Here is a 22,019-nt window from a genome sequence, read left to right as displayed (position 1 = left end):
TCAGCTGGCCTCGGAGCCCTCTCGTTGCTGACGCAGGGTGGAGCGAAAGTCCACCGTGTACTGGATGGCGCTTCCGATCGACAGCAGGAGCGAGAAGTAGAGGAACAAGGTGCCGATGACCTTGAAGTCGACCATCTCGTCGAACAGCGGCCAGCGGTAGGTGTAGCGCGCCATCACGCAGCAGATGCCGACGAGCTGGAACACCGTCTTGAGCTTGCCGCCCTCCCCCGCGGCGATCACCACCCCCATGGTGGCGGCCACCGAGCGCAAGCCCGAGATGTAGAAGTCGCGCCCCATCATCAGGACCACGAGCCACGGAGGCAGGAGGTCCACGTGGACCAGGTAGATCATGACCGACATGGCCATGAGCTTGTCGGCCAGCGGATCCATGAACTTGCCGAACACCGTCACCAGGTTCTGGCGCCGCGCGAGCCAGCCATCGAGGATGTCGAGGCCGGCCGCCGAAGCGAACAGCATGGTGGCGATGAAGTTGTTGATGGGATCGGTGGGATCGATGAGCACCAACACCGGCGGGATGAGGAACAACCGCCCAATGGTGATGAGGTTCGGGAGATTGAGGATCTCCCGCTTGAGCGCGTCGTAGCGGCTCAAGACCGCCGCCCCCCCGCCGAAGCCGGCGCCGGCGCGGCCACCGGGGCGCCGCCCGTCGCGGGCCCCGATGAAACCCCCGGAGAGCTGGGCAGGCTCACGAACACCGCGCCCTCTCCCTCGCAGTGCAAGTAGGGCACATCGCGCTCCATCCGAGGCACCACGTTGCCGACCCAGCCGATGAAGCCCGCCACGTGCACGCGGTAGGGGCGATCGCCCGCGATCTTGATGGCCACCAGCTCACCGGGGACGCGCAGGGCCAGCAGCCCCTCGCCCGCCGCTCGCACCAGCGCCATCTCTCGCACCCCCCGCGAGCCAGGCAGCTGCCCCACGTCCCACATGAGAGTGGCCTCGAGCGCCCACAAGTAGTGCTCGATGAAGAAGCACAGGTCGCGGTGCAGGTGCAGGGGAAAGAAGCGCTCGTCCTCCCGCGAGAGCACCATGTGGCCCTCGCCCTCGAGCGAGACCAGGCGCCGGAAGACGTCGGGGACCGCGCGCCCCTGCATGCGACGATTGAGCGGGCGCGTCTCGAGGTTCTCGCTGCACACCAGCAGCGCATCGGTCCGGCTCATCATCTCCCCCCGCACGCGCACCATCAGGTGCCCCTCGGCGGTCAGCGACAGCGGCGCAGCGGCTTCGTCGTCGGGGTTGAGCAGGCGCCCGAAGGCGAACTCGGTGACGCCGGGAATCGAGACAGGCGCGGTCACGTCGTCCGCGGAGCTTAGCAGGGCGGATCCGGCCCCGACAAACACCCCCGGGGAGCCACGAGCGGACCCGTGCAAGGGTTTGCGCGGGCGGGAGAGGCGGCCGCTTTCGGGACGACCTCGGACTTCGAGGCCGCGGGGCCTGCTGCGAGCACGGGCTAGAAGGCGCTGCCCACCAGCACCCGGAAGGTATCGAGCCCCTCTTCGCGATCGAAGCCATGGGCCATCTGGAGCAGCACCGAGGCCGACTCGACGTAGCCCAGCCGGAAGGTGAACGAGAGCGTGGCGCCGGCCCCGAGCAGTGCGTCCTTGGGCGCAATGGCCTCGGTCCACGCGCTGCCCCAGTCGACGAACGGCACCATCGCCACGCGCTGGAAGAAGAACGGCGCGGTCCCCAGGCCGCGATCGACGTCGACGATGGGGATGCGATACTCGGCCGAGAAGATCGCGAAGTGCTGCCCGTCCGCGGCGCGCGGACCGTAGCCGCGAAGGAGCGCGCAGCCGTTGGCTCCGAACCCGGTGCGCTGCAGCGTGGCGAGCACCACGTCGACCCCGCCGAGCGAGCCCGGCCCGCTGCCGAAGTCGCCCACGCAGAACGCTCCGCGCCGTCGCAATCCCCCGGCCGAGGTTCCGCCGCGCAGCGACACCTGGAGCGATTGATGTCCACGCCATGGCATGGGAATCGCTTCCGTGTAGCTCGCCGAGGCCTGCAGGTCGCCAAAGTCTCCCCCGAGTCGCTCGTCGAGCACCGACACGGCCACCGCGGCGCTGCGACCCCGCTCGTTGCCCAGCGAGAAGCGGTTGCTGCCGTCACCGAGCCCCGAGTAGGCCACGCGCAGGTTGACCTGGCCGATGTCGCCAACCTCGGGGAGCTGGGTCGTGGGCGCGCCCGGATCGATCGGCGCGTCGCCGGCATCGAGGTTGGTCAGCCGCGTGAAGCGGTAGGACACGCTGGCGTCGGCGCTGTGCCGCGCAATCCGGACCACGGGCACGCCCACCCCGGCCTGGAGCCAGCTGTTGCGCTCGCGGTAGCCCGACTGCAGGTAGGTCTCGGGATCGCCGGGCTCGCGATCGTACTCGTAGTGGTTGAAGCCATCGCGCTCGGTGTAGCCGCGGTTGGCGTCGATGCGCAGGGTCGGCAGCAGGCGGTCGTAGACGTAGCTGGCCGAGCCCACGAATTGCTTCTGCTGGAGCAGATAGAGGAACCCGACCGCGGCCGAGTGGAACCCGAGCATGTCGGCGACCCCGGTCGAGAGCCCCAGCGCCGAGCCGAACTGGGAGGTGGCCGCGTCGACCGTGGTGGGGAACACCGAGCGCGGGAACATGGTGCGCCACGGCTGATAGCGGCGGCTGTGGGTGGTCAGGGGGCGGCGCTGCCCGGGCTCGACCGGCGGCTTGTTGTCGTCGACCTCGGGCAGATCCGACACGGTGGGCATGGGGGTGAGCCACTGGTCCGGGTCGAGCGCCATCACCCACACGTCGTAGCCGTTCTTGGAGTAGCCCACGTAGGCCACGCGGGTGCCGTCGTGGCTGACCCGCGGCTCGAACGCCCCGCCGAGCACGTTGGAGACCTGGTGGAAGCTGCGCTCGTGCCGGTCGAACGCGTAGAGGTTGAACACGTCGTCGCGATCGCTCGAGAACAGCAGGTAGCGCCCGTCGGGCGTCCACGCGGGGCCGATGTCCACGTGGCGATCGGCGGTGATCCGCTCGGTGGTCCCCGCGGCCACGTCGTAGAGGTAGATGTCGCGGTAGCCACCCTCGCGCCACCCCGAGAACGCGATCGTCTTGCCGTCGGGCGACCAGCGCGGGGTGTAGACCTGATCGATGCGTCCCATGGGCGGGACCTCGGTCACGTCGCCCGTGGCCAGCTCGAGGATCGCCAGCCGCGACTGCGCGACGTCGTTGCGCCGAAACGCCACGCGCCGCCCATCGGGGGACACGTCGGGCTCGGACGCCCGCAGCCCGAACGTGAGCTGCTCGGCCTCCTCGGGATCACCACCATTCCAGCGAAACAGGTCGCTCCAGCGGTAGCGAAAGTCGTAGGTGTTGGTCCAGTCGAACACCATGTCGCCGGTCGCCCCCACGAAGCCGGCGGAGGCGCTGTCCTCCACGTCGAGCACGTGCTCCACGTCCACGTCTGCGCCCTGGCGGCCGATGCCCTTGCCCTCGCGCACGCGGCCGCCGGTGGCCGCGATGCGCTTGATGCCCTCCTCGCGGTGGCCGTCGCCCTTGTAGAAGTACACGTACTGGTCGTCGGGCGACCAAAACGGGTAACGGGCGCTCTCGCCGGCGAACGTCACCCGCCGCCCCTGCCGCAGGCCTCGGCCGCGAATGCGACGAGCCTGGGCCTGGAACCGCCGCGTGGTGTCCTCCTGGAACTCCTTCCACAGCTGCTGGAAGTCGACCCCCAGCACGTCCTGGACCGCACGATTGATCCCGAACGGGACCAGCTGAGTGGCATACACGTGGTTCAGCTCGCGCAGCTTGTCGGGGCCGTAGCGCGCCTCGATGTAGTACATGAAGTGCACGCCATAGAGGTAGACCGAGGTGCCGTGCGGCCACATGCGGGTCCCGCTGCTGACCTGGTCGAGCGACTGGAACGCCCCCTCGAGCACGGCCATGCGGATGAACGCGTCGAACTGGGCCGAGCGACGGCGCCCGAACGCCGAGTAGTCCGACTCGTTCATGGTGGCGATGCCCTCGACCATCCAGCGCGGCTGCAGGATGTTGGGCGCGGTCACCTTGCCGAGCACCCCGAACCCGAAGATCGCGTTCACCAGCCGCGGGATCCCGTGCACCGTGTCGAGGTGGACCACGTGCACCAGCTCGTGGGTGATGAGGATGTCGATCCAGTCGTCGTAGGACTCGAGCACCGACAGCGACTCGGGCGCGGTGGTGTAGGCGATGATCTGCGGAAACGGTACCGCCGTCGCGCGGCCGTTGGCGGTGTCTTGGTTGTCGTAGAGCGAGATGTGGGTCTTGAGGAAGATCTCGTGGCCCCACGCCACCGTGAGTCGGTCGTAGGCTCGCTCCGCCACCGCCGCCACGCGCTCGGCGGCGTCTTCCTCGCCCACTAGGTAGTGCACGTAGAAGTGCTCGGTCTCGATGGTCCGCCAGCGCTGGTCCGGGTCACCGGCCCGCGCCGTCCCGGCCCATGGCGGGGTCCACAGCCAGACCCACAGCAACAGGGCCAGGGCCAGGGCTCCCCGTGCCCCCCGGATCATGGCCGGCGGCATCGCGGGGGAGTGTATCGTAGGCCGGCCGAAGCCGGCGTAGTGAGACCGCGGGGGCCAGTCCCCATGCCTCGGGCCGTGCACCCGTCGCGAAAAACGTCGAGGCCCGGCTTGCGATGGGGCTTGTGCCAGCGGACGGGCTGGCGTATTGCAGGAAGCTACGATGCGGTCTCGTACGCTACTCACCGTCGTTGCCTTGGCTTGTCCCCTCCTCGCCACCGCTGGGTGCGCGGACGATGCCCCGCCCTCCACCACCAACTCGAGCCTGAGCGGGCCGCCGCCGGAGACCACCGGCGACCCGGGAGACGACACCACCAGCCTCGGCCCCGACGACGCGAGCGCAACGGTCGCAGACGCGACCTCGGCCTCCTCGGGCAGCACCAGCGTCGATCCCGACGGCGGCAGCTCGACCACCACGGGCGACGACGAGTCCTCGAGCTCGGGCACGGTCACGGAGGCCTGCGAGCAGGTCGACGATCCCGACATCAACGGCCTCGACGAGAACGACGACGGCCTCGATGGCCTGGCGGGCTGCTCGGTGTTCGTCAACGCCGCGGTGGGCAGCGACCTCAACGACGGCCTGATGCAGGACGATCCCGTCGCCACCATCGCGCGCGGCATCGAGATCGCGGCCACGTTCAACCCCCCGCGCCCCGTGCTGGTGGCCGAGGGCACCTACAACGAGACGGTCAACCTCGACACCGGCGTCAGCCTCTATGGTGGCTACGACGACCAGACCTGGGACCGCGACGTCTTCCTCAACGAGACGGTGATCAACGGCCAGGAGCATCGCGCGCTGGTGGCCATCAACCTCAGCGAGCAGACCGAGGTCGATGGCTTCACCATCCGGGGCCGGGACTACCCCGGCATGAGCCAGTCCACCTATGCGGTGTGGGTCCGTGACACGCCCGAGGGGCTGCTCACCATCGACTACTGCATCATCGAAGCCGGCAACGCGGGTGCCGGGGACACCGGGGCCAACGGGCTCTCGGGCGAGGATGGAGGCAACGGAGCCAACGGTTCCTCCAACGGCACGGGCGGCGCCGCCGGGGTCTCGGGCTGCGGGGCCACCGGTGGCGTGGGTGGTGCAGGCGGTGGTTGTCCCTCCACCGCGGGGACCAGCGGATCGGCCGGTGGTGATCCCACCGTGGTCGGCACCGGTGGAGCCGCGGGGGCCAGCCAGTGCGGCTCGGACTGCGACGACAACGGCACCAACGGCGTGGTCGGCAATGCCGGTCAGATCGGGGTCAACGGCGGGGGCGGAACCACCTCGATGGATCCCGATGGCGACTTCGGCGGCGATGGCTTGTGGGTGCCGCCGACCGGCTCACTGTCCACGCGCGGCAATCATGGCGGAGGCGGTGGTGGCGGCGGCGCGGGCGGGTTCGACGTGGACTCGGGCGTGTTCTGCGTGTTCGACTCCGGCAACGGAATCGGCGGGGGCGGAGGCGGGGGCGGGGCCGGTGGCTGCGGCGGTGAGCGTGGCGGCACGGGTCTTCCCGGCGGCGGCTCGTTCTGCCTGGTGGCGGTCAACTCGAGCATCGAGGTCACCAACACCGACCTCTTCCTCGGCCTCGGAGGCAACGGAGGCAACGGAGGCAACGGAGGCAACGGTGGCATCGCCGGCCTCCACGGCAACGGAGCCAATGGCACCGACAACGGCGGCGAGCCGGGCAACGGCGCCGCGGGTGGCAACGGTGGCGGTGGTGGTGGCGGAGGCGGTGGCGCGGGCGGCTGCGGCGGCTCGTCGGTCGGCATCGTGACCGTCAGCGGCGCCGAGGTGGCCGTGGGCAACGTGAGCTTCAACGGCGGTGCCGCGGGCACGGCCGGCACGGGCGGCACCGGTGGAATCCGGGCCGACGGCGTGGGCCTGATGGCGCCCGCGGGGGCCAACGGCTGCGCGGGCGTGGTGGCCGACACCCGCGACTACCCGTAGACGCGAGGCATTGGCGCGTCCATGGGCCCTTCGCCCACCGCTCGGCTCGTGTGGCTCGCCCCAGTCCTTGGGGCGGCCCTCGCGTGTCGCGAGCCGAGCGTCGTCATGGAGCCCGCCGATCCCACGACCTCGGGCACGGGCGAGCTCCCGGTCACCACGGGCAGCAGCGATACCGGCGACACGACCGGGCACGCCACCACCGAGCCTCCCCCTGCCGATGACACCAGCGACACCGGCGAGCCGCCGCCCGATCTCGGCTCCGATCGACCGCCGGTCGATCTCCCCGGCTTCACCGTGGTCACCGCCGCGGCCGGCCTGGACTTCGACCCCGGTCCGTTCCACATCCCGCCGTTTTGCGTGATCGACGACGTGGAGGACGCCAGCGAGCTCGGCGACTTCTGCATCCCCGAGCGCTTCCTCGGAGCCGCCGCCGCGGCCGACTACGACGAGGATGGGTTTGCCGACCTCTACCTCACCACGCTGGAGGGTCCCGACCACCTGATGCGCAACCGTGGCGACGGGACCTTCGAGGAGGTCACCGCGGCCGCGGGGCTCGCAGAGCCGCGGGCCACCGGAGGCGTGGCGTGGGCCGACGTGGACGGCGACGGCGATCTCGATCTGGTGCTCACGGTGCTCGGGGCTACCCGCAACTACCTCTACGTCAACGATGGCCGCGGCGGGTTCACCGAGCAGGGCATCGAACGCGGCGTGGCGGTGGACACGGGCACGGTCCACCTGGGCATGGGCATCGGGGTCGGCGACTACGACCTCGATGGCTGGCTCGATCTGTTCGTGGCCGACTGGCACCCCGACGATCCGCTGGGCAATCCGATCGACCACAACCGTCTGCTGCACGGGATCGGGGCGGCCGCGCCCGGCTCGTTCGAGGACGTGACGGTGGCGATGGGGATCGACCTGCGCGCGCTGGCTCCGATCGTGGACGCCAAGGCGGGCTCGTATGGGTTCGCGCCCGCGTTCGTCGACCTCGACGACGACGGCTGGCCCGAGCTCTCGCTCGCGGCCGACTTCGGCACCAGCCGGCTGTGGTGGAACGAGGCAGGGCTCGCGCTGACCGACACCACGTTCGAATCGGGCCTGGGAACCGAGCGCAACGGCATGGGCTCCACGTTCGGCGACTACGACGGCGACGGCGATCTCGACTGGTTCGTGTCGGCAATCGAGACACGGCGGTTCCCGTGGCTGGGCAATCGCATGTATCGCAACGAGGGCGCGCGTCAGTTCACCGACGTCACCGACGTGCTGGGGCTGCGCGACGGCGGCTGGGCATGGGGCGCAGCCTTCGCCGACCTCGAGCACGACGGCGATCTCGATCTGGCGCTCGCGGCCGGATGGCCTTCCACGCCGTACCACGCCGACATGGTCAAGCTGTGGCGCAACGACGGGGCGGAGGCTCCGTGGCCCGATCGCGCGGTCCAGTGGGGGGTGACCTTCGCTCGCCAGGGGCGAGGGCTGCTGCCGTTCGACTACGATCGCGACGGCGACCTCGACCTGTTCGTGATGTCCAACACCGAGGTGCCCGCGCTCTACCGCAACGATCTGGCGACCGGCCACTGGCTGGTGGTGGAAGCGATCGGCCAGGCCCCCAACACCCGCAGCCTGGGCGCCAAGGTGCGGGTGTGGACGAGCGAGGGCGGACCGGTGCAGGTGCGGGAGCTCGGGGTGGGCAGCCACTTCTTCGGGCAGCAGGAGCCCGTGGCACACTTCGGGCTCGGTGACGACGGCGCGCCGCTTCACCGCGTGGAGGTCACCTGGCCCGCCTCGGGGCGGCAGGTCGTGCTCGAGGGGGTGGAGCGCGATCAGTGGCTGGTGGTCTACGAGTAGCCGACTTCAGCCCGGACCGAGGTGCCCGCGCACCAGCTCGAGCAGGGCATCGGGCCGCTCCTCGGCCACCGCATGCCCGCAGCCCTCCACCACCGCCAGCTCCGCATGGGGCAGCAGCTCCACCAGGCGCTCGCCGTTCTCCACCGGCACCAGCCCATCGCGATCGCCCCACACCACCAGCGCGGGCGCGTTCACCTTGGGCAGCCGCTCGCGCAGCGCGTCCATCCGCGTCATCTGAAGCAGCATCGCGTAGCCGGCCTCACGTCCGCCGTCACGCCCCAGCCGATCCCAGTAGACGTCGACCGCCCGCTCGTCGAGCAGCTCGGGAGTCGAGAAGGCACGCACGAGATACCGCCGCAGATCCGCCCGCCGATAGAGCTGCGTGAACAAGAGCGGCCCCAGCCGGGGCACCAGGGCCATCTTCCCCTCGAGCGGCAGCTCCATGGTGAAGGCCACCGGATCCACCAGCACCAGCCGCCGGACCCGCGCAGGCACGGTGCTCGCCAGCTGCAGCGCCACCGCGCCGCCAAAGCTGTGCCCCAGCAGATCGCAGTGCCCCACGCCCAGGGCACCGAGCGCCTCGTCGACGCGCTCGGCGAGCCACGACAGCGAGTACCCGTCGGCCTCGCTCGGCTCGGGCCGATCGCTCTCGCCCCCACCGGGTAGATCGAGCGCAATGACGCGGCGGCCGGGGTGCTGCGGCGTACCCGTGGCCAGCGGCTCGAGGATCGCTCGAAACGCATGATGCGTGACCAACAGCCCGTGCAGCAGCACCAGCGGCGGCACCGGGCCCTCGAGCGGACCGCGATCCACCGCATAGACCCGCCCGGCCGACGTGGCCAGGAGCCGCGAGCGATCCGCGGGACGCCGGGGCGCGGTCACGGCGGAGCCTCCCGCTCGCCGTGCAGCGGCTGACCGCCGCCGTGCTGCAGATGCTCGGGGAACCGCTCCCGCATCACCGCCAGCAGCAGGCGCTCGGCCTCGTCGACGTCGGGCGCCTCGAGCACCTGCTGCGCCAGCGCCTCCATCTCGGCGAGATCGGAGCCGCGGATGATGTTCTTGATCACCGGGATCGCAGACGGGTGCATGCTCAGCTCGCGGACCCCCAGGCCCGCCAGCACCCAGGTGTAGCGAGGGTCCGCCGCCATCTCGCCGCACAGGCTCACCGAGATCCCGTGCTCGCGTCCCGCCTGCGCCACGCCCTTGATCAGCCGCAAGATCGAGGGATGCAGCGGCCGATAGAGGTACCCCACGTCGTCGTTGTCGCGATCGATCGCCAGCGTGTACTGGATGAGATCGTTGGTGCCGATGCTCATGAAATCCACGTGGGGCGCGAGCAAGTCGGCCATGATCGCCGCCGACGGCATCTCGATCATGATCCCCACCGGGACCACCTGGGCATGGGCAATGCGAGCATCGGCCAGCTGGCGCCGCGCCTCGGCCACCGCATCGTAGGCGGCCCGCAGCTCGCCGAGCCCGCTGACCAGGGGGAGCATGATCCGCAGCGGACCGTGCACCGCCGCCCGCAGCAGGCCCCGTAGCTGCGCCAGGAACATCTCGCGCTCGCGCAGCGCCAGCCGCAGCGAGCGCAGCCCCATGGCCGGGTTGCGCTCGCGCTCGGTCCAGCTCATCAGGCGCGTGGGCTTGTCCGACCCCAGGTCGAAGGTGCGAAACACCACCGGATAGGGTGCGACCCGCCGCAGCACGTTCTTGGCCAGGCGATAGTGCTCCTCCTCGGACGGAGGGACCTCGCGGTCCATGAACATGAACTCCGTGCGATAGAGGCCCACCCCCTCGGCGCCGTGGAACAACGCCGAGCCCAGCTCGGCCTCCAGCGCCACGTTGGCTCGCAGGGTGACGTGGGTGCCGTCGCGGCCCGAGGCGGGCAGGCCGTGCTCGCGCTGCACTCGATCCTCGAAGCGCTCGTAGCGATCGCGGATCTCCTCCCACTGCTCGAGTTCTTCGGTGCTCGGCCTCACCACCACCACGCCGTGGATCGCATCCACGATCAAGGTGTCGCCGTCCTCGACCTCCTGGTCGATGTCGTCGACCCCCACCACCGCGGGGATCTCGAGCGAGCGCGCCACGATGGCGCTGTGGGAGGTCTGCCCGCCGATCGCGGTGACCATGCCCACCACCTCGGTGCGAGCAAACCCGGCCGTGTCGGCCGGCGGTAGATCGTGGGCCACCACCACCGCCCCCGCGGGCGGATCGATCTCGGCCGGATCCTCGCCGCGCAGGGCCAGCAGCACGCGCTCGGCCAGGAACGTCATGTCGCTGCTGCGCTCGCGAAAGTACTGGTCGTCGGCCTTCTGCAGCGTGTCGCGGATCTCGTCGGCCACCCGCGACAACGCCCACTCCGCGCACAGGTGCTCCTCACGGATGAGCTGCTCCACGTGCGTCGCCATGTCGGGGTCGCGCAGCATCAGCTGCTGGGCCTTGAGGATCTGGCGGTGCTCACCGTGCGGGAGACGGGCCTTGATCTGCTCGAGCTGGGCCTGGGTGTCGCGCAGGCCCTTGCGAAAGCGATGGACCTCCGCGTCGGCCTCGGTGCGATCGATGCTGCGACGCGGCACCGGGATCTTGTGGCGATCGACGACGTACGCCGGCCCGATCGCCACCCCTGGGCTCGCGGCGATGCCCTCGAACCGCCGGCGGCGCTCCGAGCCCTCGGGCTCGCGCTCGTCGCCCTCCTTGCTCACCGCTCCCCGAAGCCGTCGCGAACCAGGTCACCGATGGCCCTGTACGCCGCCATGGCCTGCTTGCCCTCGCAGCGAACGCTGATGGTGCTGCCCTTGGCGCAGGCCAGCATCAAGACCCCCAGGATGCTCTTGCCATTGACCTCGCGCCCGGCGTGCCCCACGAACACGTCGGCATCGAAGTCGTTGGCCACTCGCACCAGCTTGGCCGCGGCCCGTGCGTGCAAGCCGAGATCATTGACGATCTCGAGATCTCCCTTGGTCGATTCACTCATGCTCGAGTCTCCTCGGTGTGGGTCTCTCCCACCGTCTGGCCATGGTCCGGCGTGGACGCTGCGTCCGGCTCCTGCGTGGGCCCCTGGGGAACGTGCACCGCCACCGCCCGACGGCCGGAATCGGCGCATGCGTGGCCGAGCGCCTCGGGGTCGAGCGCTCGGCGATCGAGGGCAGCGAGCTTGAGCAGCATGGCCAGGTTGAGCCCGGCCAGGATCACGGCGCGGTGGGACCGGACCTCTCGCTGGGCGCAGCTGCACGGGCTCGCGCCCCACAGATCCACCAGCACCAGCACCCCGGCGCCTCGATCGGCCTCGTCGATCACGTCGCAGAGCTCCTGGCCGAGCCGGGGCGTCTCGCCGCGTCCGGCATCGACCGCCCGCACGTCGGCGAGCGCCCGGGTCCCCACGATGCCCTCGGCGGCAGCCAGCAGCTCGCTGGCGCTGCGTCCGTGGCCGACCAGGACCACCCCCACCGCCGGCCCCATCGAGGGTTCGTCGTCCTCACTCGTGCTCATGGCCCATGCCCCACGTCGCGATGACGCACCAGGAGCCGAGCGGAGAGCTTGGGCTCGCCGCAGAGGCGCTCCTTGAGCTGCTCGACCAGCGCCACGGAGCGATGTTGGCCGCCCGTGCAGCCGAGCGCAACCGTTAGATACGAGCGCCCCTCCGCGCTCACCCGCGGCACCAGGAACCGCACCAGCGACTCGGCCCGCTGCAGCAGCTCCTCGGCGTCGGGCTGCTCGAGCACGTAGCGCGCCACCGGCTCGTGCAGCCCCGACAGCGGCCGGAGCTTGTCCACCTCGAACGGGTTGGCCAGGAACCGGGTGTCGAGCACCACGTCGGCGTCGGCCGGAACCCCGCTGCGAAACCCGAACGACACCAGCGCGACCCGCAAGCCACCGCCGCCGCCGTAGCGATCGCGCACCAGCTGCCGGAGCTGACGCGCGTTGAGGTCGGTGGTGTCGATGGTCAGCGACGCCACCTCGCGGATCGGCCCCAGCAGCTCGCGCTCGCGTCCGATCCCCTCGGGCAGCTGGCCCATGGGGTGCAGCCGGCGCGTGGTCGAGTAGCGGCGCACCAGCGTCGCGTCGCTGGCCTCGATGAACACCACCTCGACCGACAGCCCCGCCTGCTGCAGCTCGCGATGGACCTGTCCGAAGCGCTCGAGGAATTGGCCGTCGCGGGCGTCGATCCCCACCGCCACCGTCCGCGTGGCATCCGTGCCGCGGACCATCCGCACCAGCTCGGGCACCAGGGGCACGGGGACGTTGTCGGTGCAGTACATCCCCACGTCTTCGAGCGCATGCAGGGCGGTGGACTTGCCCCCGCCGCTGAGGCCCGAGATCACCAACAGGTCCATCACTCGACCTCCGTAATGGGAATCGCCTGGCTGGTGGCCGCCGCCACCGCCTCGGGGACGGGGCCCCCGCCCAGCGCATCGCCCAGGCTGGCCCCCAGCTGGGCCTTGATGCGCGCGTTGACCTTCTCCTGGAACTCCCGCGCGGAATCGTGACCGCGGTACTTGAGCAGCTGGTTGCGCGCCACCACCTCGATGAGCGATGCGATGTTGCGCCCCGGCCGCAGCGGGATCCGCACCAGCGGCACGTCGACCGAGAGGATCGGCCACACCTGCGCCTCGGTCCCCAGCCGGTCGTAGTCCCCCTCTTCCACGTCCGACAGCTCGACCACCACCTCGATCTTCTTGTTGTCGCGGACGGCCGCCACTCCGAACAGGTGGGTGATGTTGAGGATCCCCATCCCGCGGATCTCCATGTGGTGCTGGTGCAGCTCGGTCGCCGCCCCCCACACGGTGTCGGGCGGCCGCACCGTGACCTCGACCAGGTCGTCGGCCACCAGGCGGTGCCCCTTGAGCACCAGGTCGAGCGCGGCCTCGCTCTTGCCCACTCCGCTGCGGCCGATGAGCAAGAGCCCCACCCCGAGCACGTCGACCAGCACCCCGTGGATGTTGGCGGTGGGCGACAGCAGGTCCTCGAGCCTCCGCGTGACCCGCGAGATGAACGTTCCCGTCAGCAGCGACGAGCACAGGAGCGGCACCCCCTGCTCACGCGCCACGTCGACCAGCACCTCGGGCGGCTCGAGTCCTCGCGTGATCACCATGCCGCACACGTCCCGGGCCATGTAGGCGGTCAGCCCCTGCCGGGCCTGCTCGGGCGGCGTCGACAGCAGGTAGTCGATCTCGGTCAACCCCAGCACCTGCAGGCGGTCGGCGTAGACGTGCTTGACGAACCCGGACAGCGCCAGCCCCGGCTTTTGGATCCGCGGCCGCAGGATCGAGCGATCGAGCCCGCCCCAGTTGGACAGGAGCGTGAGCTGCAAGCCCGCGGCCTCACTGTCCTCGAGCAGCTTGCCAACGTCGACCGAGAGTTCCCTGCGCATGATCTTCTCTCCGCGCAACCGTCATCCCGCGAAGGCCAAGCCCCCCCTGGGGGGCACCTGGGTGCGCGTCTGCTGACGCTGGTCGTGGGGGGGCATGATTAGAAAAGACGCCTTCGCTTGCTGCTGGACAGGATCCCCAGCTGCTCGCGGTACTTGGCCACCGTGCGCCGCGCGATGTCGATGCCGTCGGCCTTGAGGATCTCGACCAGCTTCTGGTCGCTGTAGGGACGGCGTGGCTCCTCGTTGTCGATGAGCTGCTTGATCTTGGTCTTGACCGCCTCGGACGCGAGCTCCTCACCGTTGCTGCGGCTGATGCCCGCGTTGAAGAAGTACTTGAGCTCGAAGATGCCCTGCGGCGTGTGCACGTACTTGTTGGTCGTCACCCGGCTGACCGTGGACTCGTGCATCTGGATGTCCTCGGCCACGTCCTTGAGGATGAGCGGCCGCAGGTACTCCACGCCCTTGTCGAAGAACTCGCGCTGGAACTTGAGGATGCTGTGCGCGACCTTGAGGATCGTGCGCTGACGCTGCTGGATCGAACGGATCAGCCACTGCGCCGAGCGCAGGCGCTCGGTGATGTACTCCTTGGCCTCGCGGTTCTGCCCCATCGCCCCGCGGTAGAACCCGCTGATCTTGAGCTTGGGCAGCCCGTCGTCGTTGAGCGTCACCACGTACTCGTCGCTGACCTTCTGGATGTAGACGTCGGGGACGATGTACTGCGGCTCCTCGGAGGCATAGGCGCGAGCCGGCCGCGGCTCGAGGCTCATGATCACCTTGGCCGCCTCGTAGACCTCCTCGAGCGACTCGTCCATGTCGCGGGAGATCGCCGGATACGCGTTGCGCTCGAGCTTGTCGAGGTGCTTGCAGATGATCCCCCGCACCAGCGGGTCCTCGATCGGCGCGTCGGGATGGTTGGTCTGGATCCACAGCGCCTCGGCGAGGTTGCGCGCCGCCACCGAGACCGGATCGAGGTTCTGGATCCTGCGCAGCACCTCCTCCACGCGCAGCACCGAGTAGCCGGCCCGCCGCGCGATCTGGGGCACCGTCACGTCGCGCAGGTAGCCCGCGCTCGAGAGGCTCTGGATGATGTACTCGGCGATCTCTTCCTCGACCAGCGAGAAGTTGGTCAGCCGCACCTGCCACTCGAGGTGCTCGGCGAGGGTCTCGGGTCGCGAGGCGGTGGCCTCGAGCGACGGCATGTCCTCGTTGTCGAGGCGCACCCCGGGCCCCGTAGTGGGCGCATAGCTGTTGTTCTCGAGGTAGGCCTCCCAGTCGAAATTGTCCTTGGGACCGTCATCGACCTTGAGCTCGGCCTGGGCTTGATGGTCGCTCTGCTCGGAGCCGACCTCGCTCCCCCGGTTCATCTCGAGGCTGTCCTGCATCTCGACCGACGACACCGGCTCGTCGCTGCCGCCGCCGAGCTCCATCGAGTCGTCGAGCAAGGGGTTCTCGAGCAGCTCCCCCCGGACGAGATCCTGGAGCTCCATCCGCGACAGCTGCAGCAGCTTGATCGCCTGCTGGAGCTGAGGCGTCATGACGAGCTGCTGACTCATTCGCAGCTCTTGCCGCATGTTCAATGCCATGACGTCGATCGGCTCCCGCGAAGCAGTGGGGGTACGACTCACGATACCACCCCTGCAAGGGGCTGGCCAAAGGCCATTGGGCGCCAATCGGGTCACGCCAGAGGCCACCGGCACGGCCGCCGAGCGGCCCCGGCCGACCCCGTCGGCGTCCGCGGCGGTCGCCCGGACCCGAGTCTCCCCCACACGACCCGAGCGATCGTGGCGTGGAATGGAGCGTCAGGCGTGCTCGCGCAGGCGGTCGAGCGCCGCCGAGATGTAGGCCGCGAACAACGGGTGCGGCGCGGTGGGGCGGCTGCGGAACTCGGGGTGGAACTGGCAGCCGATGAAGAACGGGTGCACGTCGCCCGGCAGCTCCACCATCTCCACCAGGCTGCCGTCGGGCGAGAGCCCCGAGAGCCGCAGCCCCGCCGCCTCGAGCGGCTCGCGATACGCGTTGTTGAACTCGTAGCGATGTCGGTGGCGCTCGGAGATGCTCGTCCGCCCGTAGACCCGCGCCGCCAGCGACTTGGGCACCAGGTCACAGGGGTACGCACCCAGCCGCATGGTGCCGCCCTTGTCCTTCACTCCCTGCTGCTCGTCCATCAGATCGATGACCTTGACGGCGGCGTCGGGCGAGAACTCGCCGCTGGCGGCTCCCGGAAGGCCCGCCACGTTGCGCGCGTACTCGACCACCGCCATCTGCATGCCCAGGCAGATGCCCAGGAACGGCACCCCACCCTCGCGCGCCCAGCGGATCGCCTCGATCTTGCCCTCGCTGCCGCGCTGTCCGAAGCCTCCCGGGACCAGGATGCCCGAGAAGCCCGCCAGCAGCTTGTCGGCCCCGCGGCGATCGATCTCCTCGGCATCGACGTAGGCGATGTCGACCGCCGCTCCGTGGGCGATGCCGCCGTGGACGAGCGCCTCCGACAGGCTCTTGTACGACTCGGCCAGATCGACGTACTTGCCGACCATCGCGATGCGCACCCGCTGCTGAGGCGAGCGCAGCGTCTCGACGATGCGCTGCCACTCTCCGAGCTTGGGCTCGCGGGTCCAGATGTTGAGCAGCGCACAGAGCTTGTCGTCCATGCCCGCCTCGTGCAGCGACAGCGGCACCTGATAGATCGTGTCGAGATCCTGCAGCGGCACCACCGCGTCGAGATCCACGTTGGTGAACAGCGCGATCTTCTCCCGCACCGCGCGGGTCACCGGCCGATCGGCCCGACACACCAGGATGTCGGGCTGGATGCCGATCTCCCGCATCTTCATCACCGAGTGCTGCGTGGGCTTGGTCTTCACCTCGCCCGCCGTCGCAATGTAGGGCAAGAGCGTCAGGTGCACGAACACCGCGTTCTCGCGGCCCACCTGCAAGCGAAGCTGTCGGATCGCCTCGAGGAACGGCAGGCTCTCGATGTCGCCGACCGTCCCCCCGATCTCCACGATGAGCAGGTCGAGCCCCTCGGCTGCCTCGAGGATGCAGCTCTTGATCTCGTTGGTGACGTGGGGGATCACCTGCACGGTCTGGCCGAGGTACTCCCCTCGACGCTCCTTGCGGATCACCGACTCGTAGATCTGACCCGACGTGTAGTTGCTGTGCCGCGACATGCGATGCGACACGAACCGCTCGTAGTGACCCAGATCGAGATCGGTCTCGGCCCCATCGTCGGTCACGAACACCTCACCGTGCTGGGTGGGGTTCATCGTCCCCGGGTCCACGTTGAGATAGGGGTCGAGCTTCTGCAGACCGATGTTGAGCCCGCGATTCTCGAGCAGGGCCCCCATCGAGGCCGCACACAGGCCCTTGCCGAGCGAAGACGTCACGCCCCCCGTGACGAAGATGAACTTGGTGCGCTTGTTCCCGGATGTCATTGTCGTCTTTCGTTCGTCGCGCCATCCGTGGGGAGGGCATCGCGATCGTCACCGCCAAATTCCGCCGACCGCGGCTTGGCACCCGGGAGGGCACGCTACCACGTTCACGCCTATCCGCGCCATCGCGCGGATTCCCGCCACGCGCGTCCCTCGTCGACGGTCCCTGCCTCGGCCGCCGCTGGACGCGAATTCGTCGCAGCGCGCACCGCCGCCGCCGCGGCCACTGCGAGTCGGCGAGGATCGTCGTCGGGCATCACCCGAGGCTCCATCAGCTCGGGGTGCAGGTCGAGGTAGCGGGTGCTCACCGAGCGCCCATCGACGAAATCGGGCTCGCCGAGGATCCGCAGGTGCAACGGAATGTTGGTGGGGATGCCCAGGAGCACCGTGTCGCGCAGCGCCGCCCGCATGCGGGCCAGTGCGGCCGGACGGTCGGGGCCCCACGTGGTGAGCTTGGCGATCATCGGATCGTAGTAGCTCGAGACCTCGCTGCGATCGTCGACCGCCGCGTCGATCCGGACCCCCGCCCCCTGCGGCCAGCGCACGCGGTGCACGGGGCCCGGCCGCGGCAGGAACGTGGACGGATCCTCGGCGTAGATCCGGCACTCGATCGCGTGGCCCCGCAGCTCCACGTCCTCCTGCGCGTACCCCAGGGGCTCCCCGGCCGCCACGCGCAGCTGGTCGAGGACCAGGTCGCGTCCCGTGATCGCCTCGGTGACCGGGTGCTCGACCTGCAGGCGGGTGTTCATCTCCAGGAAGTAGAAGCGCGGTCCATCGTCGGTCTCCTCGAACAGGAACTCGACCGTACCGGCGCTGCGATAGCCCACCGCCCGGGCCGCCCGCACCGCAACCTCGCCCATGGCCGCACGGACCCGCGCCGACATCTGGGCGCTGGGCGAGGGGGACTCCTCGATGACCTTCTGGTGGCGACGCTGCACCGAGCAGTCGCGCTCGCCCAGGTACACCACGTTGCCATGGGCGTCGGCCATGAGCTGGATCTCCACGTGGCGCGCCCGCATCACCGCGCGCTCGATGAAGATCCGGTCGTCGCCGAACGACGCCATTGCCTCGCGCGCCGCCGCCTCGAACGCGCGCTCGAGCTTGGCGGGGTCGTGCACCACTCGCATGCCCTTGCCGCCGCCGCCGGCCGAGGCCTTGACCATCACGGGGTAGCCGATCTCCGCCGCGGCCGACCGGGCTGCCGCCACGTCCTGCACGTCCTCGACCCCGGGCACCACGGGGACCTTGGCCTCGATCATGGCGCGCCGAGCCGCGACCTTGTCGCCCATCACGTCCATCGCCGCCCCGGGGGGACCCACGAACACCACCCCCGCGGCCTCGCACGCGGCCGCAAACGAGGCGCGCTCGCTGAGGAAGCCATAGCCCGGATGGATCGCCTCGGCCCCCGAGCGCAGCGCCACCTCGATGATGCGCTCGCCCACCAGGTAGCTGTCGCGCGCGGGCGGGGCTCCGATGCAGTAGGCCTCGTCGGCATCGAGCACGTGGGGCGCCCCGCGATCGGCCTCGCTCCACACCGCGACGGTGGCGATGCCGTGCGCGCGGCAGGTCCGGAACACGCGGCGGGCAATCTCCCCGCGATTGGCGACGAGGACCTTGCGAAACGGTGGCGCGCTCATCCGGGCGCAGGTTTACCAGAACCATGCGCCGAGGGCTGCGATGGCTCGGCCGCGCCGTCGACGGGCGCGCCCTCGGGGGCCGATGCATCGCTCGACGACGTCGAGCCGACCGATGCATCGTCCTCGACCGCGACGGGCGACCCCGACTTGGCGGGCAGCGGGTGCGCCAGCGAGGGCGGCTCGGGCAGCGGCCATGCCGCGGGAGGGGCTCGATCCGCGCACGCTCCCAGCGACGCGAGCCATGCGACGAGGCCGAACGTGGCCCCCGCGCAGCGCGACGGCCCACGGGTCCCTCGCACCCGGCTCAGTCCTCCTCGTCCTCGGACTCCTCGGACTCCTCGGAGTCGTCGGACAGGTCGTCGTCGTCGGGCACGAAGTCGGCGTCCTCGTCTCCTCCGAAGTCGGCGTCCTCGTCGTCCGAGCTCTCGCCTTCCTCCTCCTCGCCTTCCTCCTCCTCGTCCTCGTCCTCGACCTCGTCGTCCTCGGTGACCTTCTTGGCCTGCTTGTTGAGGGCCTCGGGATCGGCCTGCAGCTCCTCGATGTCGTCGTCCTCGTCGTCACCGTCGTCGCCGTCGATGTCGTCGTCTTCGAGCGCACGCAGCGAAGCGGCCTCGAGGAAGGTGTGCTCACCGGTCGTCACCCGGAGCTGGCGCCGCTGCTCCTCGATGAAGTCGACCATGGTGTTGGCTACGTCTTCCTTGTAGCGCACGCGGTCCGAGCTGATCTCGCGCAGCGCCGTCACGCCTTCCTTGTTGTCGCACTCGACCATGGCGCGACCGCGACCCTCGGACAGCGAGCGAGCCCGGCGCGAGGCCAAGATGGTCAGGGCAAACCGATTGGGGACCCGAGCGAGGCAGTCTTCGACCGTGACGCGTGCCATGAAGCCGCGGAGTATGGTCACCCCCGCCCGTCGGCGCAAGCCCGCGAGCCGCGCGCATCACGCAGCCCCGCAATTCCTGCCACTCACGACCATTTTGATCGTTGGGCTGCCGTCCACTTGGCCGCGCGAGCCGAGGATCGGCCTACCCGCGGAGGCTGCGGCCGAACGTGGACTTGAGCCGCCGAATCGTCGGCGGAGCGAACGCCTCGACTTCGATCGTCAGCGTACGGATCGAGTCGCCGAGCGCAAACAGGCTCCGTGGCAGCGTGCCGTCCCGAACACGAACGTCGACGAGGAGCTGCTCCGCCTCGGCCAGCCCGGCGAACAAGCCCTCCAGCTCGGCCCCGTGCGCAAACTCGAAGCCATGCAAGGCGACCTCTTGCGCCGACGTCCGGCCCATGCCCGAGAGTACGTGCGCCTGCCCCGGCGCTCCGCGAATCGTCAGACGCTGCAGGTGCTCGAGCGGCGTGAGCAGGGGCAAGCGCTGGAGGTCGGATGCACACGCCACGACCAGCTCCCGGAGCGAGACGAGCTCGGACACCGCGTCCGCGCCAGCGTCGTCGAGCACGCAGTGGAGCACCTGGAGCGACGGCAACGCTCCGATGCTACGCGGCACCGTGGACCGCGGTACGAGCAGCGTCTCCAGCGCGGTGAGCGAGCCGATCGCTTCGGGTACGACGAACCCGGGCCCGCCGCGCAGGACCCGGAGCGACGAGAGCCCGCCAATCTCGGGTGAGGGAGCGCCGCCCTCGGGAAACTCGAGCTCGACCAGAGGCATCGACCAGAGCTCGTCGGGCGCCTCCTCGGCGCTCCCGAGACAGCGGTAGGAACGAAATCGGGCCGCCTTCAACAGTGCGGCGGCTCGTTCGACGTCGTGCGGCGGGGCAGGTGGGGCGATCAGGAACGGATCCCTCCCGGCTTCCAGCGCCTCGAAGAACCGCTGGCCGGGGAGCATGCCTGCGTCCAAGCACGCGGGATCGATCCGATCGGAGTCGAGCAGTATCGCCGATGGATCGGCGTTGAGCACATAGGCCCCATGAGCCGGCTCGAAGATGTACTGGGCCTTCGTCGCGCCGGCGACGTTGACGATTGCGTGCCCCTCCCGAGAGCAGAAGTAGCGCTCGACGAGCAAGTCGCCCGCCACGGCGAGCGCCACGAAGTCGGAGACGAAGTCCCGACACTCGAGGTCGCCAGTCGTGGCGATGCCCAGGATGTGATCTCCGAAGTCCAGCGAGCGCGTGGTGCGAAGCGACCCGAGGACGATCAGGGCCGGGACACGGCTCGGATCGATGCCGTGGCAGCGGGCGACGAGCGTCGTCCAGACCTCGCGCCCCTCCTCGAGCTCGAGGTCTCCATCGTGCACGAAGTAGAGCACCTCCTGCCCAAAGCCGTCGAAGAAGACGTCGGTCGGGGCGAGGAAGCGAGCGACGATGGTGGCAAACTCCACCGATCGCTCGTCGAGCAGGCGCAGCGTCTCGATCCAGCCGGCGGACATGTGCGAACGGCGGCCCTTCCCGGCAGGCTCGTCTCCTCGAGAGCCCCTACATGTCGACCAGGATCTGCTGGCCCCGCTCGCGGAGCTCGAGGCTGTCCTGCACCCACCGGATGAAGCGCTTGGACGTCTCCGGGTGGAACTGGAACACCTCGGCCAGCTGCAGCAACGCGTCGAGTTCTCCCTCCACCAGCTTGTTGTCCGCCATCGCCGCGCAGACCGCTTGGTAGTAGAGGAAGATCCGGGCCTCGCGATGCTTGACCTGCCGCGCCACCTCCATGAGATCGCCCGGCTGCGAGAACTCCTTGCGGACCTCGTCACGCTCCTCCGGAAGCAGCATCATCTGCCCCATCAGCTCCTCGACGAAGTGCCGCTCGCTGTCGGAGACCTGATCGTCGCGGGACGCCATGATCGCTACGGCGCGGGCCACGGCGACCTGCTCTTCGGGGGTGATGAGCTCTCCGATGGGAAAATCGAGCATGTAGGGCTCCGGTCCGCGCGATGGTACCCCAACTCCGGTCGGCCCGGCCACCGACCGCGCGACGCGGTGCTCGCGGGCTCGGCTCGCGGGCTCGGCTCGCGGGCTCGCTCGCGGCTGGCCCTGTCCGGAGATCATGCCTTGACACCCGGAAGCTCCGAGAGGGACAACGACGTCTGCTCTCTGACAACGAGGACGCGTCCGGTGGCAAACGCCCGACCCTCCCGGCCCGATGGGCCAGGGGATCACCGCGGGTGTGAGGGAAGCTCGGTTCGAGGCCGACGCGGCTCCCGCCACTGTATTCGGGGACGACGGTGCAACACGCCACCATGACGACTCATGGGAAGGCGCACCCGAGGATGATCCGAGAGCCAGGAAACCTACGCCGGCGCGCTTTCGGCAGATGGTGAGA

At 69.8% G+C, this 22,019-nt stretch carries 18 protein-coding genes and 1 riboswitch; of the genes, 2 read left to right on the top strand and 16 right to left on the bottom strand.

Annotated features, from left to right (window positions below; genetic code table 11):
* The 3 genes from pgsA to OEB96_RS32840 form a co-directional block, all read right to left on the bottom strand.
* Entirely contained in the window at window positions 1-612 is a 612-nt protein-coding gene (pgsA, locus tag OEB96_RS32850; protein ID WP_266220784.1) for a CDP-diacylglycerol--glycerol-3-phosphate 3-phosphatidyltransferase, read from the bottom strand.
* Complete coding sequence (locus tag OEB96_RS32845) at window positions 609-1,316, bottom strand: hypothetical protein (RefSeq protein ID WP_266220783.1); 708 nt, start codon at window positions 1,314-1,316, stop codon at window positions 609-611. The genes pgsA and OEB96_RS32845 overlap by 4 nt, the downstream gene beginning before the upstream one ends.
* Before the next feature lie 155 nt (window positions 1,317-1,471).
* Window positions 1,472-4,549, bottom strand: a complete 3,078-nt coding sequence (locus tag OEB96_RS32840; RefSeq protein ID WP_266220782.1) for a hypothetical protein — start codon at window positions 4,547-4,549, stop codon at window positions 1,472-1,474.
* Between the two features lie 193 nt (window positions 4,550-4,742).
* Here OEB96_RS32840 and OEB96_RS32835 point away from each other — a divergent pair, with 193 nt between their 5' ends.
* On the top strand, window positions 4,743-6,482 hold the full coding sequence (locus OEB96_RS32835; protein WP_266220781.1) for a hypothetical protein: 1,740 nt from the start codon (window positions 4,743-4,745) through the stop codon (window positions 6,480-6,482).
* Between the two features lie 21 nt (window positions 6,483-6,503).
* Window positions 6,504-8,324, top strand: coding sequence for a CRTAC1 family protein (locus OEB96_RS32830; protein WP_266220780.1), 1,821 nt, complete (start codon window positions 6,504-6,506; stop codon window positions 8,322-8,324).
* Window positions 8,325-8,330: 6 nt separating this feature from the next.
* On the opposite strand, the gene OEB96_RS32825 is transcribed toward OEB96_RS32830, so the two are convergent.
* From OEB96_RS32825 to OEB96_RS32765, 13 genes are all read right to left on the bottom strand, one after another.
* Window positions 8,331-9,206, bottom strand: a complete 876-nt coding sequence (locus tag OEB96_RS32825; protein WP_266220779.1) for an alpha/beta fold hydrolase — start codon at window positions 9,204-9,206, stop codon at window positions 8,331-8,333.
* Window positions 9,203-11,026, bottom strand: a complete 1,824-nt coding sequence (gene ptsP, locus OEB96_RS32820; RefSeq protein ID WP_266220778.1) for a phosphoenolpyruvate--protein phosphotransferase — start codon at window positions 11,024-11,026, stop codon at window positions 9,203-9,205. The genes OEB96_RS32825 and ptsP overlap by 4 nt, the downstream gene beginning before the upstream one ends.
* Window positions 11,023-11,298 (bottom strand): HPr family phosphocarrier protein, encoded by a 276-nt coding sequence (locus tag OEB96_RS32815; RefSeq protein ID WP_266220777.1) that lies wholly within the window; start codon window positions 11,296-11,298, stop codon window positions 11,023-11,025. Before OEB96_RS32815 ends, ptsP begins: the two co-directional genes overlap by 4 nt.
* Complete coding sequence (locus OEB96_RS32810) at window positions 11,295-11,813, bottom strand: PTS sugar transporter subunit IIA (protein ID WP_266220776.1); 519 nt, start codon at window positions 11,811-11,813, stop codon at window positions 11,295-11,297. The genes OEB96_RS32815 and OEB96_RS32810 overlap by 4 nt, the downstream gene beginning before the upstream one ends.
* Window positions 11,810-12,658, bottom strand: coding sequence for an RNase adapter RapZ (gene rapZ / locus OEB96_RS32805; RefSeq protein WP_266220775.1), 849 nt, complete (start codon window positions 12,656-12,658; stop codon window positions 11,810-11,812). The genes OEB96_RS32810 and rapZ overlap by 4 nt, the downstream gene beginning before the upstream one ends.
* The gene (gene hprK, locus OEB96_RS32800) at window positions 12,658-13,695 is read right to left on the bottom strand and encodes an HPr(Ser) kinase/phosphatase (RefSeq protein ID WP_266220774.1); all 1,038 of its coding nucleotides are present in this window, start codon (window positions 13,693-13,695) and stop codon (window positions 12,658-12,660) included. Before hprK ends, rapZ begins: the two co-directional genes overlap by 1 nt.
* 98 nt (window positions 13,696-13,793) lie before the next feature.
* Window positions 13,794-15,278, bottom strand: a complete 1,485-nt coding sequence (rpoN, locus tag OEB96_RS32795) for an RNA polymerase factor sigma-54 (RefSeq protein WP_266220773.1) — start codon at window positions 15,276-15,278, stop codon at window positions 13,794-13,796.
* Between the two features lie 216 nt (window positions 15,279-15,494).
* Window positions 15,495-17,123: a CTP synthase gene (locus OEB96_RS32790; protein WP_266220772.1), complete on the bottom strand. Its 1,629-nt coding sequence runs from the start codon at window positions 17,121-17,123 to the stop codon at window positions 15,495-15,497.
* A gap of 110 nt (window positions 17,124-17,233) precedes the next feature.
* Window positions 17,234-18,757, bottom strand: a complete 1,524-nt coding sequence (locus tag OEB96_RS32785) for an acetyl-CoA carboxylase biotin carboxylase subunit (protein WP_266220771.1) — start codon at window positions 18,755-18,757, stop codon at window positions 17,234-17,236.
* On the bottom strand, window positions 18,754-19,056 hold the full coding sequence (locus tag OEB96_RS32780; protein ID WP_266220770.1) for a hypothetical protein: 303 nt from the start codon (window positions 19,054-19,056) through the stop codon (window positions 18,754-18,756). The genes OEB96_RS32785 and OEB96_RS32780 overlap by 4 nt, the downstream gene beginning before the upstream one ends.
* 5 nt (window positions 19,057-19,061) lie before the next feature.
* Window positions 19,062-19,637 carry a DNA-directed RNA polymerase subunit omega gene (gene rpoZ, locus OEB96_RS46470; protein ID WP_323137459.1) on the bottom strand — a complete coding sequence of 192 codons (576 nt, stop codon included), beginning with the start codon at window positions 19,635-19,637 and terminating at the stop codon, window positions 19,062-19,064.
* Window positions 19,638-19,779: 142 nt separating this feature from the next.
* On the bottom strand, window positions 19,780-21,132 hold the full coding sequence (locus OEB96_RS32770; RefSeq protein ID WP_266220769.1) for a leucine-rich repeat domain-containing protein: 1,353 nt from the start codon (window positions 21,130-21,132) through the stop codon (window positions 19,780-19,782).
* A 46-nt stretch (window positions 21,133-21,178) separates the two neighbouring features.
* Window positions 21,179-21,610, bottom strand: coding sequence for a tellurite resistance TerB family protein (locus OEB96_RS32765; protein ID WP_266220768.1), 432 nt, complete (start codon window positions 21,608-21,610; stop codon window positions 21,179-21,181).
* A 256-nt stretch (window positions 21,611-21,866) separates the two neighbouring features.
* Window positions 21,867-21,989: riboswitch (cobalamin riboswitch) on the top strand.
* Window positions 21,990-22,019 lie beyond the last annotated feature (30 nt).

The sequence above is a fragment of the Paraliomyxa miuraensis genome (assembly GCF_026337845.1).
GTDB classification, from domain to species: Bacteria; Myxococcota_A; Polyangia; order Nannocystales; family Nannocystaceae; genus Paraliomyxa; species Paraliomyxa miuraensis.
This window is presented reverse-complemented; position numbering and strand designations above follow the sequence as displayed.

What these genes read in the sequence shown, in the direction of transcription:
- rpoZ (WP_323137459.1), bottom strand. Translation starts at nt 19,637, where the DNA reads ATGGCACGCGTCACGGTCGAAGACTGCCTCGCTCGGGTCCCCAATCGG.
- OEB96_RS32765 (WP_266220768.1), bottom strand. Translation starts at nt 21,610, where the DNA reads ATGCTCGATTTTCCCATCGGAGAGCTCATCACCCCCGAAGAGCAGGTC.
- OEB96_RS32815 (WP_266220777.1), bottom strand. Translation starts at nt 11,298, where the DNA reads ATGAGTGAATCGACCAAGGGAGATCTCGAGATCGTCAATGATCTCGGC.
- rpoN (WP_266220773.1), bottom strand. Translation starts at nt 15,278, where the DNA reads ATGGCATTGAACATGCGGCAAGAGCTGCGAATGAGTCAGCAGCTCGTC.
- hprK (WP_266220774.1), bottom strand. Translation starts at nt 13,695, where the DNA reads ATGCGCAGGGAACTCTCGGTCGACGTTGGCAAGCTGCTCGAGGACAGT.
- OEB96_RS32770 (WP_266220769.1), bottom strand. Translation starts at nt 21,132, where the DNA reads ATGTCCGCCGGCTGGATCGAGACGCTGCGCCTGCTCGACGAGCGATCG.
- OEB96_RS32790 (WP_266220772.1), bottom strand. Translation starts at nt 17,123, where the DNA reads ATGACATCCGGGAACAAGCGCACCAAGTTCATCTTCGTCACGGGGGGC.
- rapZ (WP_266220775.1), bottom strand. Translation starts at nt 12,658, where the DNA reads ATGGACCTGTTGGTGATCTCGGGCCTCAGCGGCGGGGGCAAGTCCACC.
- OEB96_RS32840 (WP_266220782.1), bottom strand. Translation starts at nt 4,549, where the DNA reads ATGCCGCCGGCCATGATCCGGGGGGCACGGGGAGCCCTGGCCCTGGCC.
- OEB96_RS32810 (WP_266220776.1), bottom strand. Translation starts at nt 11,813, where the DNA reads ATGAGCACGAGTGAGGACGACGAACCCTCGATGGGGCCGGCGGTGGGG.
- OEB96_RS32785 (WP_266220771.1), bottom strand. Translation starts at nt 18,757, where the DNA reads ATGAGCGCGCCACCGTTTCGCAAGGTCCTCGTCGCCAATCGCGGGGAG.
- OEB96_RS32830 (WP_266220780.1), top strand. Translation starts at nt 6,504, where the DNA reads ATGGGCCCTTCGCCCACCGCTCGGCTCGTGTGGCTCGCCCCAGTCCTT.